At 37.4% G+C, this 12,262-nt stretch carries 9 protein-coding genes and 2 pseudogenes; all 11 read left to right on the top strand.

The window, feature by feature from the left end:
* Positions 1 to 92: 92 nt before the first annotated feature.
* Entirely contained in the window at positions 93 to 761 is a 669-nt protein-coding gene (locus tag J2Z20_RS12595; protein WP_209850652.1) for a hypothetical protein, read from the top strand.
* A 567-nt stretch (positions 762 to 1,328) separates the two neighbouring features.
* Positions 1,329 to 1,556 carry a hypothetical protein gene (locus tag J2Z20_RS12590; protein WP_209850650.1) on the top strand — a complete coding sequence of 76 codons (228 nt, stop codon included), beginning with the start codon at positions 1,329 to 1,331 and terminating at the stop codon, positions 1,554 to 1,556.
* Between the two features lie 296 nt (positions 1,557 to 1,852).
* The gene (locus tag J2Z20_RS12585) at positions 1,853 to 3,121 is read left to right on the top strand and encodes a DUF445 domain-containing protein (RefSeq protein ID WP_209850648.1); all 1,269 of its coding nucleotides are present in this window, start codon (positions 1,853 to 1,855) and stop codon (positions 3,119 to 3,121) included.
* A gap of 6 nt (positions 3,122 to 3,127) precedes the next feature.
* Positions 3,128 to 4,471, top strand: coding sequence for a DUF445 domain-containing protein (locus J2Z20_RS12580; RefSeq protein WP_209850646.1), 1,344 nt, complete (start codon positions 3,128 to 3,130; stop codon positions 4,469 to 4,471).
* 873 nt (positions 4,472 to 5,344) lie between these two features.
* Positions 5,345 to 5,902, top strand: coding sequence for a DUF4256 domain-containing protein (locus tag J2Z20_RS12575; protein WP_209850830.1), 558 nt, complete (start codon positions 5,345 to 5,347; stop codon positions 5,900 to 5,902).
* A 770-nt stretch (positions 5,903 to 6,672) separates the two neighbouring features.
* Positions 6,673 to 7,941 carry a serine hydrolase domain-containing protein gene (locus J2Z20_RS12570; RefSeq protein ID WP_209850644.1) on the top strand — a complete coding sequence of 423 codons (1,269 nt, stop codon included), beginning with the start codon at positions 6,673 to 6,675 and terminating at the stop codon, positions 7,939 to 7,941.
* Between the two features lie 574 nt (positions 7,942 to 8,515).
* Positions 8,516 to 9,883 carry an RHS repeat domain-containing protein gene (locus tag J2Z20_RS12565; protein ID WP_209850641.1) on the top strand — a complete coding sequence of 456 codons (1,368 nt, stop codon included), beginning with the start codon at positions 8,516 to 8,518 and terminating at the stop codon, positions 9,881 to 9,883.
* A 1-nt stretch (position 9,884) separates the two neighbouring features.
* Positions 9,885 to 10,445, top strand: a complete 561-nt coding sequence (locus J2Z20_RS12560; protein WP_209850638.1) for a hypothetical protein — start codon at positions 9,885 to 9,887, stop codon at positions 10,443 to 10,445.
* A gap of 229 nt (positions 10,446 to 10,674) precedes the next feature.
* A complete protein-coding gene (locus J2Z20_RS12555) occupies positions 10,675 to 10,845 on the top strand; it encodes a hypothetical protein (protein ID WP_209850635.1) in 171 nt (56 codons plus the stop codon).
* A 91-nt stretch (positions 10,846 to 10,936) separates the two neighbouring features.
* Positions 10,937 to 11,556, top strand: a pseudogene (locus tag J2Z20_RS12550) (transposase); the annotation flags it as partial.
* Between the two features lie 41 nt (positions 11,557 to 11,597).
* Positions 11,598 to 12,059, top strand: a pseudogene (locus tag J2Z20_RS12545) (hypothetical protein); the annotation flags it as partial.
* Positions 12,060 to 12,262: the final 203 nt, after the last annotated feature.

Here is a 12,262-nt window from a genome sequence, read left to right as displayed (position 1 = left end):
CTCTTATAAATATATCGGGACTTTTGTAGGTCTCAGCTGTATTGTAACACAAGTTTCCTTGATTTGGATGATTAAATAAGGAGATGATCTTAGTGGATGAGATAAAAGAACAATTACAAAAGATGATGTCAGACTTGGAAAAAATGATGAAAATTAATGGCACAGAAATCATGAAGTCAAATATTGATCCGATGGATAATATAGAGTACGCTGTCGAAGTTATTAATGGCAGGAAAAAACTTGTGGTTAAAATTGATCTTGATGAAGCCTTAGGAACAATAAACCCCTTAACAAATAAGGGCAATTCATACTTAGTGGCAACAACTGGTGGTTTTCATGAAGTAGTTGGTGAATTTCACGGATTATTAATGTCTTTGAATGTTACTTATGATAAAAAAGCTTATGAGCAAAGGCAATTAGGAACTTTTCAAACACGATTAGATGAACTAAGTGCCAAAATCGCTACAACAAATAAAATGATCGAAACTATATCTTCTAAGCAAAGTGAGCAACAATCGAGCAAGACCCCAAATAGTCAGCCGAAAGCCAAAGTAAAATCATCAAAAAAACCGACAAAACTTAAGCCCTCGTGGAAAAATAAATCGAGTAAAAGAACCATGAGATGCAGAAGTTGTTATTACTTTAATACGCAAAATTTTTGTGCGGTGAATTCAAAAACAATGGAACCAAACGACAGTTGTGACAAGCATAGAGGAGTACGACCAACGATTTATAATGGTGGACGTGTATCTGGTAAGTAACCTATTGAATATATTCCTTTCACGGTCTCAACACATGTGAAATCGGTAGCGGTGTTGGTGAGGATGTGTAGAAGCAAATTAAAGCTCTCCCAAAGCTTATAAAGTTCTCTCAGAGCCTATAAAGTCGTATCAAAAAGCCGAGTGAAACTCAGGTATCCACTCCTGTTTTCCTCGGCTCTTTTCATATTTCAGGGAAGCGGATTAGGGAGAAGGGGAGATCTTAAACGCCTCGAATCCCCTAATGAATCAAGCTTTTCCTCGATTTTCACTCCGATCTCTTCTCCGATGCCCTTCCCCTAGTCCCTTTCTTTTACCCTGCTTTGCCCCTGTTTTTCAACTCGACTTTATTTACCTTTTTATCAACGATTTTCTCTGCTTTGCCTCCGATTTTACTCCGATTTGCAGGACGACTTTATTTACTCAGGCATTTTTGGAGGAGAAGAGGGAAATTGGAGAAAATGCAGGAGTAGAAAGGGTTTGCGGCGAATTGGTGGGGGATGGTGCGTAACACGACTTTTTGACAAATGCACATAAGCACACGGAAGATCTAGAATAGGATCGATCCTTTTGTGCGGCAAATACGTGTATCACGGAGCCTACATTCCCGATTTCAATGTGACAGCGAATGATCAAGCCTATAACATTGAGGTGAAGGGCTTCTGGGATGATCGCAGTATTAAGAAGACGGCATCAGCTAGAACGCAGGAGGAAAGTGAAGGTGAGGTCATTATCATTGATAGTGATCTTTACGGACTCCTTAGGTCTATTCGCTACTATTTTACAAAAATCGCATGATTAAGCAGGAATAAAGACCTGTGTGATAGAATGTATAAAATTATTACAAGGAGCAGTTAACGCTCCTTTTTGTTTTATTTAGAGTAGATCGGAAGAAAAGATTAGATCTTGTCCTAGATAGTTAGTCAGAATTGTTGAAAGACGTGAATGAATCGCATCGTAAAGAGGTCGCTCGTTTACGCGAGGAATTATCGGAACCACTTGCCTTAATGGGTACTGCATGCTGGTGTGGAATTTTGTTGAATTAAATAATGTTTTACTTTAATGCTACATTCTAGAGAACGAGGAGCAATCGAATGAACATCAAAAAAATCGCCGACTCTGCCTTAGCGGTTTCCATAATTGGAGTTATTTCTGCGTTTCCTTTTCATGATTCATTTCCTGCAGGGTTATTATTTTCAACATGTAGTGCTGCAGCAATAGGGGGCTTGGCGGATTCATTTGCCGTGAGTGCCTTATTTGGAAATCCGCTTAATATCAAATGGCCTAAGTGGATAGGAACAAATATTATTTCAAAAAATAAAAACCGTTTAATAGATGAGCTTATTCATATGGTTCAAAATGACTTACTCACAATTAATAATATAAAATCTATTTTTAGTGAATACAACATTTCGAATGTAATTTTGAACTATCTGAAAGAACACGGAGGAAAAGAAGATCTAAATGAAATATTACAGCAGCTGGTAGGAGATATTATCACAAAGGTTGATATTCGTGACTTATCTAAAACATTACAATCCTTCTTACTGGATCATTCGGATGCTGTACAAGTTGCAGAGATAGTTGCAGACGTTGGGGATTGGACGATAAGTAATGGATATGATGAAAAAATAACCGAATTTATCATCCAAGAATTAATTAAATTAGTTAAAACAAATGAATTCCATTCTGTACTTGAGAAATTAACTGCTTCGGCAATTAGTTCTTATGAAAATGGTAAGTTCGGCAGGAAAATTTTTAATTCTCTTGGCGGTTTAAAGCCAGCTGCCATTAGCAGCAAAGTTCAAGATTTCTTAGAAAAGTTATTAAAGGAGATGATATCACCCTCTCATCCCTACCGAATTGAACTAAAAAAAATAGTAGAGAATTTTGTAATTAAGCTCAGAACCGATTATGAATTACGAAACAGGATTGAAGAAGGTAAGAAACAACTTTTAGAAACACTAAAAAAACAAGTCTATATCGATATATATATACAAGAAGCTCTGGAATCCTATCGTCAAACAGCTGCTGCTATGAGTTTTGAAGGAGATACAGTTCCATTCCCATGGATAGGAGATAAGATCCAACAAGGAATTATGAAAATTGAACGTAATGAAGAAACTCTTGCCCGTTTAGATGAATATGTTAAGTCCGTTTTATTAATCTGGATTGAAACTAAACATCATACAATCGGTGATGTAGTATTTGAAAAATTGAACAACTATAACGAGCAGGAATTAATAAATCTAGTTAAAGAGAGGGCAGGAAATGACCTTCAATATATTCGACTTAACGGCATAGGGGTTGGCGCTTTGGTAGGCACAATCTTGTATCTAACAACATTTTGGATTGGGGCATAAATACAAATGACAATGAAGAAAAAAGCGAACCTTAGTCTAGCATTACTCTCGTTTTTATTTATAATATCAGTCGGCTTTGTTTATTTGTATCCGGGACAGTGGTGGCCGCGAATGTTACAGTACACATTTGAAGCCGGATTGGTGGGGGCGCTGGCTGATTTATTCGCTATCACCGTTTTATTTAGACACCCCTTTGGTTGGAAGTGGGTCCCACATACCGCGATTATCCCTAAAAACAGGAATAAGCTTGTAGATGGCGTTGTAAATATGGTGGAAAATGAGATTTTAAGTAAACAGATGCTTAAAGAAAAAGTTGAGCAAATTCATATTGTAGAAGAGGTTATTTCCTGGATTGAGCGTAGATCGTCAGGAGGGCAAGTAGCCGAGCAAGGCTGGAACCTCTTATCGGGATTTTTGACGAAACTTGATTTAAAGGAAATAGCACAGCTAATAGACGTTCAATCTCGAAAGGGACTAAGTAATACTAACGTAGCGCCTTATGCGGGGAAGGCTATTCTATGGACATTAGAAAAAGGTGATTTCCAAGGATGGCTGGATAAGATTGTACAATCTGCTTCAAGCCGAGCATCGGGGTATGAAGTAAAACGAGCTATTAAAAAACTATTAGAAAAGGAAAAAAGCAAATATATAAATGAAGGGAACTCACTTAAAAAGTTTTTTAAGAAAACAGTGGTAAAAATTGCGGAGTCAACCGATTCCCTTAACCTTGAAGAAGCAGCGGATGCTCTATATGATGATTTGCAAAATTTTCTTCGTGAATTAAGCAATCCCAGACATGAGCTTCGTGTACTAATTGAAGAGATGGTGTACAAGCTTGCTTCAAACCTGCAAAATCGATCGGATGTATCTAAGGCAGTGAATTCTTGGAAGGACGAAGTTATTGAGAGGATATCCCTACTTCCATCGATCGAAGCTCTGTTAATAAAATTCAAGGATATACTAATGTATAGTACGGATTCTAAATATTTCATTCTAGAAAAGAACAATGTAAATAGCAGTGACATAAGAGAGTGGATCAGTAGTTTTATGCAAACCTATTGGGAATGGTTCAAATCGAATGAGAGTATGAAAGATTGGTTAGAAAAATATTTAAAAGAGTTTACATATAGCATCATTGATTCTGAACATAGTTTAATCGGTCAAATTGTTCGGAAAACGTTGAGTAACTTTACAGAACAGAAGTTAGTTCATTTTATTGAGAGTAAAGTAGAAATCGATTTACAACGTATTCGAGTAAACGGTGCATTCATTGGTGCTGCTTTAGGAGCGTTATTTTTTATTGTGCTTCAAGGAGTATATAAACCTTTACTAAATCTATTCAATTCTTAGAAAATTACAAAGTTATAGAGTTACTTCAAAGAATTATATTATTTCGTTAACCCGATATTTAAGAAAATGGACTTCTCTTACTCGGAGGAGAATGAATACCATATGAAGGCTAAAAAGGATGCTGAACTTAACTTCCTGGCTGTAATTTTAATGTTGAGCCAGAAACTAAAAGTTATAAATCATATCCAATCTCGTCTGGATAGGAAATTATCTGGATTTATTTCTTTCTCGCGCAGTGGCAATATTCATATAAAATATCCGAGTTCAAACAGATGAAGTCTTGCGGGATAAGAATGTTAAAAACTTCAGTTATTAATTGAAGTCAATGATTGGTATGCGTTAGGACACTAAGGATTATTTTCTTTGGATTATGCAAAGTTACTAACTGCACGATGGGCTGAGTTAAACAATAAAATTGATGAATGTAACTTTTAAATAAATTAGAAAGTATATGTTTCTCGATCAGTACATGTATTTTAACTCAACATGTACCCAGAAAAATTCAACTGGGTATATGTACTTTTAACAGACAAACTGGTGTAAAAACTGGTGTGAAATTTGGTGTTAAAACTGGCGAATAGTTGATGTGAAATTGGTGAGAAAACCTCTCCTAAACTAACAAAATGAGCCTAATCGAACATAATGCAAACATCTAAAAACCAGTAAAATCAAGGCTTTAGCGGACTATAACAGTCTCTACAAAACTCGTTTTTTGACCCGCATACGGTTCACGTGGAGTGCTGTGTGCTGCTCATTAAGAAGTAGCCTTTAATGCAGCGTTTACCGATAACATTGCCTGCCGTGAACAATGCTTCGGCTTTCTTTATGCGGTACCGTGGTCATGCCGCGATCATTGAAGGGAGGAATACGAACATGTCAATGGAATTGTCATCTGAACAACGCGAAGAACTGCTCCGAACATTGAAAGCCCGCTTTGAGAAAAACTTGAACCGCCACAAAGGTCTTGAATGGGCCGAATTACAAGCCAGGCTAGAAGCGAATACAGCAAAACTGTGGTCGCTCAACGAAATGGAAAGAACCGGCGGCGAACCGGATGTTGTTGGTTATGATAATAAGACGGGCGAATACATTTTCTATGATTGTTCGGCGGAAAGTCCTAAAGGTCGCAGAAGCGTTTGTTACGACCGTGAAGCGTTGGAGTCAAGGAAAGAACATAAACCGGATAATAATGCAATGGATATGGCAGCTGACATGGGGATTGAGCTTTTAACAGAAGAACAATACCGGGAACTGCAACAACATGGAAATTTCGATATGAAAACATCGAGTTGGGTTCAAACGCCTGCCCGTATTCGAAGGCTCGGCGGGGCTCTATTTTGCGATCGCCGCTACGACACGGTTTTTGTATACCACAATGGAGCAGAATCCTACTATGCTGCTAGGGGGTTCCGTGGCTCGCTAAAGGTCTAAGATCAAGGATTTCGCGGAATCCTGCATATAATCCTGGGATATCCTGTTCCCGCATACGGTTCACGCAGAATCGGTGGCTTTGTTGATAAGGAATGATACAGAGGGCTGAGAAATGCCGTGGTGGAGCAGGTTTGGGGAGTAGTACAGATGGGATAGGACTGAGGAATAGAGGCTAGAAAATAGTAGAATTGACTGATTGTTGACGAAATAAATAGATTAATATTAAGTAACACCTGATGCCGCAATCAGGTGTTTTTTTATTAACTAGCTAATCTGATAGAAGTATATAGGTTTCCCAAGCTTTGTTTGCTAATCACACGTCAATAAAATCATAGTCAGCGGTGCGTCTCATCAAATGGAATTATTCTTTGAATCTTATTAAAGCGCTATATCTTTGTTAAACTCTGACAGAACTATTATAAAGTTGCTGTGTCTCTTCATGCTGTTGGTCACTAAATTTAGGCTGCCGGATTTAGCGAAATATGAAGATAAACGCGAATAACCAATCTAAAAAAAATTTGAAAGGGGGAGGTAAAAGAAGGAAATCGACGAACATTATCAATTAATACTATATCAACTATTTTAAAGGTGAATATTCGATAAACCCGAAGCCGGACCTGTGGATCCCGAAACGAAAATTACCCGAAAATAGCGCAGCTTATGATTCCATTCAGCCCAAGATATCGATCCAAGTGCTGAGATCGGTAATCTTAAACATAAACTTACGAGTAAGAGGATTTAAATAAGAAATGGAGAAATGAGGGATTTCCATGAATGATTCGGTTCCTTTTAACTTAGTACAATACATTGAAAAATATAATGAAATTTGGTCATTGAGTGGAAATATACTTATAAGTCAAGGCGGTACCGTTTTATTCAAGAAAAGTTTCGGCAAGGCTAATTTTGAGAATAATGTGGATAATACATTGAAAACTAAATTCTATATCGGTTCTATATCAAAACAATTTGCAGCAGCATTGACTTTAATACTGTATGAGGAAGGTAAGATAAGTCTTTGTGAAAGTGTTAGAAAATATATGCCCCTTCTACCTCGTTCATACCAAACCATCAATATACATCATCTTTTAACGCATTCTTCCGGGATACCGGATTATTACGAGTGCGTGATAGATTTTGAGAAATACCACGATAAAATCCCTTATACAAATGATGAATTTCTAGAACTTTATAAAAACAAGCCACTTGATTTTGAGGTAGGTAACAATTGGAAATATAGTAATTCTGGATGGCACCTCTTAGGCATGATTTTAGAAAAAATAACCGATCAACCATTTGAAGAATGTATGCATAACCGGATATTTGACCCGCTTGAAATGACAGACACGGGATATGATATATATAGGTCAATAATTCCATTTAAGGCAAACGGTTATGTTGTTGAAGGGGATATATTAAAATGCGCACCTTTTTATGATATGGGCAAATTAAGTTGCTCGGGTGGGATATACTCAACAACAGCTGATTTACTTAAATGGGATAATGCATTATATGAAGAGAGATTATTATCTAAGTCTAGTCTACAATTGATGTTTAGAAAATATCTGGACAAGTATGGGTATGGATGGTTTATAGATACACGAAATAATAAAACCAGATTTTTTCATAGTGGAAGGGTAGAAGGATATAGAAGTCGGATTATACGATATCCAGAAACGAAGCATTCGATTATTTATTTAAGCAATATTGATGCTGAGATTGATTGGTTACAAGATATTGAGTCAATATTGTTTGGGGGAGACTATAGATTACCCTATAAGCCCCAAAAGGTTCAGGTGGATGAAAAGACTCTATATGAGCTTCTTGGTGAATATAAAAGTATGTCGGGGAAATTGGAAAGAACTTTTACATTCAGTAAAGAAAATGATAGGTATTATTTTAAATGGAACAGCAATCCAAAATTTGAGGTTTATCCTATATCAAACCATTGTTTTCGACCCGTCAACTGGATAGATATGACTCATGAATTTAGGAGAGAGGGAAGTGACATATGGTTATATGAATATAAGAAAAATTCATAATACATATTTTAAAGATAAAAAATAACTAAAGGGATATGTTATTAACTCAACTTTCGCAGAGCGAAAATCGGCTTAAGTGCATGATGTACTGGATAAACGGCGATTTCAATATGGATGTATCAACTTCCAAATGAAATCAAACCGGCATTCAAAGAATTAAAAGTGTTGCAACACTTGAGAATGATAAATGGTTAGCCACCACTTTATTTCAAATATAGTCTGCAAGCAAGCAAGTTTTCAAACAGTAGTTATAAATTCAAGTACAATTATATGGAGTTCTGTCCATCTAGAATGATGCCTATCAGATTTATTGTTACTGATTTTTCTTAAGATACTCGCTATGGTCGCGATTTGCATTTATGGATTTCCCGTGTTCCTCAATTACTGGCTTGAACTAGAAAGCATGACCGAATTTTTGTTTCCACACGCGATGAGAGCATCGCGGAAGCGTACCACAGCGTGTCTGGTATGAATTTGGCGATGCCAAGCAAGTAGCAAAATTCGCGATTTACCCAACAGAAAAGCTGGACATGAACCCAAAACAATTTGATCTGCTAGGTTGGGATGGATTGCAATGGGTAACTGCGCGAAGTTCGACGATCAATCGAAAGTCGAGTACGCTTACGATGCCTTCATGCAAAAGATGGCGCGCACCGAATCCTATGTCAATCCTCGTCAACAACAACCTAATGCAACAGGTGAGTTAGATTTGTCTACGCAGCAGATGTACTATTTGAACGATGGTCTGAACGTCATGAAGGAATACGACGAAAACCTGGATCCAGTCGCTCAGTACTACGAAGCCAATGGTCAAATCATCTCTCGCAGAGCATTCACATACACTGGTCGCGATAACATCGACATAGAGCTAAACAAACCAAGTAACCCACAGGTTCACGGTATGCTTCGCGGCGATATGATCTACTACCTAAACGACTCGCTAGGCTCAGTGACACATATCACGGACCGCACAGGCGAGACGCTGGAACAGTACCGATATGACGCCTTCGGCAGCATGATGACGCCATTCACACCCGAGTATAACACCCTAGGCTACACAAATCAGAACATCGATCCGAAGACGGGGCTGATGGACTACAATGCTCGCTGGTACAATCCGAATGCGGGAAGGTTTATTACAGAGGATACATATGAAGGGTTAATTCATGAACCATTAAGTTTGAACCGATATACGTATGTGTATAATAACCCACTGATTTACACTGACCCTAGTGGACATATTCCGACAGTAATGGAAGCAGCGGTGATGGCGAAACATATTTATGGAGCGACGTTAGCAAACGATAAGAATAAAGATATAATTGATGGTTGGAAACTCATTGATGTAAAAGGTAATACTGAAGGGCCAGGGCTGAAAATGGGGATATATTCAAGGATGACAAGTGACGGTAAATTCGAGTATGCTCTGGTTAATAAAGGAAGTGGTAAAAATGTAAGTGATTGGATCAACAATTTCCAACAACCATTTGGTGACTCAAACGACATGAAAGGCTCGATTTTCACATCCGAGTATTTTGTGGCTAACCATAAGAATGCTGAAATAACGATGGTAGGGCATTCAAAAGGGGGAGCTGAGGCGGTTGCAAATGCAGTTGCCAATAATAAAAATGCTATTACATTTAATCCCGCAATACCAAATTTACGCGGATATGGTTTAAGTGATCTGGACTATACCGCAAGTGTAACGAATTATGTTGTTACGGGTGAAGCTTTAAACGGAATTTTTGGTGAAGTACCAACTGGGACAACGGTTTATTTAAAACAGCAGGTTTTCTTTGATGAGAATAATGTTAGAGAAAATAAGGGGTATAATCAATGGTGGGTACTATATGATAAAGCGAAGGAAAAATCGAAAGTGGCAATAGCTAATCACTCGATGGATTCGGTAATAAGTGCTTTGAAGGAGAAGAGGTATAAATAAAATGAAGACACGGTTGCTAGTACTTGGTATTCCGCTATTGTTGGTAATTGCTATCGTAGCGTTTTTTTCTTTGCCTTGGATTCTCATATTCATAGGTATTCAATCACAACCAAATCCTCCACGCCCTGAAATCACATATGGAGAATTTCCGTTTCGTTTGGAGTATGAAATTAAAGGAGAGCGAAAGGTGATTCAGGATACTTTAATATGTGAATTTGATGGTTTTGGTGCAGATGAAGGGCGTGGGAAATATCGCAAGTGGAAACAACGATTAGCGAGTGGTAATGTGAGTGGGGATTTTGTTATCTTAGAGAAACTAAATGAACTTGAGAAAATTGGCTTTTATCCAGGTAGTGCAGATTACTATATGAATGATTCAGAATGGTATAAGGAAAATAACTCGAGTTTTCCTAATGCATGGCTTGTTAAGAATGAGAAGGGTGATGTAAGCGGGGAAGATTATCTCGAAGAAGATCAGTTATTTGAAAAGTACCATATCAAATTAATTAGTTGGGAACCAAGCCCTCCTATTAAGAACTCGTTTATTGAAAACAAAAAGTAACATAGTATGTTTGAACCTTGATTGGCTTAGTGCTAATCAAGGTTTCTTTTTTTATAATGCAGAGGATTATGTCATTAGCATAGCTTCTTGATGAATGAGAATGACGCTTTGTCACTTTAATGTGATGGTTAATAGTTTACCATATTATTTTAATGTGGTTAGTCAGAATAGAATTTGGATGCTCTCATGATGAAATAATGCGATAATGATTAGAAGTATAGATATTGCAATGAGTCAATTTTTATGGTTTTTAGAAGAAGAGGATTCAGTGGACATAACATTTGATAATGGAAGTGGAGAGACAATTTCTATAAAAGAGATAAGTGATGGATTAAAGGGTGAATTATTTACGGAAGATGGATGGATATCAAGATTCAGTAGAAAAAAGAATATGGAATAATTGCAATTAATAGAAGCCGCATGCGAGTGTACAACTCTGAACTGCATTCCTAATGTTAGACACCATCTAACATTAGGGATGCAGTTTTTCTATGGCTAAGTTTAGTGCAGATGAAAAGTTACAAGCAGTTATACGTTATCAACATGGATCAGAAATCTTGAAAACAATTGCGAGTTCTCTAAAGCTCCATCATTCTGTCTTAATAAATTGGATTAGACAATTTGAGCATCATGGTGAACAAGCATTTATAAAAGGCTATACATCATATTCCGCACAGGATAAACTAGACGTACTTAAATATATGAACGAACATGGGACGTCTGTTAGAGAAACGGCTGCGGTATTTAATATTGCCAGTCATAGTACCATTTTAAGCTGGCAAAGAAGCTTAGAATTACATGGAACAGGCGCCCTACAACCAAAGAAAAAGGGGCGTCCCTCCATGAATAAGGATTCAAAAGAACAGAAGAATCAAATGTTAATAGAAGGGTCTGTTGAGGCTTTACAAGCAGAGGTAGAACGTTTGCATATGGAGAATGCGTATTTAAAAAAGTTGAATGCCTTAGTACAAAACAAGGACAAATCACCAAACAAGACAAAGCGCAAGTAGTCTATGAACTGAGGAACGAATTCTCGGTGAAAGCACTTCTGCAGCTAGCAGATATCCCTCGTAGTACGTATTATTACGTGGTAAAAACGTTCGGTATGCCCTTGTTTAGGGGGATGGAGCTGACAGACAATTTGGTGTCAATGACATGGCAGTTAGAACCTTGCAATATGGTGTTGTAAACCTAGATTATAATTCAATAGTAGGATTAAATTATGTTGGAACTACTCATCAAATTGATCAAGATACGGGCAAAGTGATTAGGACTGGTCGAGAAGATAATGATGATATGTACTTCAGTGAGTACAACTTATCAAATAATGGTGGAATTAACTATACAAAGATAGGAGCTCATACGGCTTGGAATAATCCTCTGGTTCCAGGTGCACCAGATATTGATTATTTGGCTACTGTTGAAATTACTAACAAAAGTGAGGTAAAGACCACACTAAGTCTTGATAAATTCCCTGCATATGAAGGATATATCAGTATAAATGGAGGTAAATCTGTTTGGGGAGTACACTCGTGGTACTTATGTCAATACACTAAATTATCAACCATAATGAAATTAAGGAGGAGGGAGCTGTTACTCCCTCCCAAAAGGTGAGGATATGAAGCGTGTTATATTAACGTTGGTCATAGGTTTTATGTTTTCTAGTGTTATCTTGGCAGTATTCTTTTTTTCCGAGACATTGTATGGGCTTCCTGCGCTAAACCTGATTGCATGTATTGTCCTTGGATTAATCCAATTACTATTAAGTCAGTTGACATCTAGATACAGTAGTAAACTAAATTTTGTGGTATACCTTT

This window comes from Paenibacillus sediminis (genome assembly GCF_017873765.1).
GTDB classification, from domain to species: Bacteria; Bacillota; Bacilli; order Paenibacillales; family Paenibacillaceae; genus Paenibacillus_AG; species Paenibacillus_AG sediminis.
The sequence above is the reverse complement of the archived record's forward strand: the minus strand, read 5'-3'. Positions and strand labels throughout refer to the sequence as shown.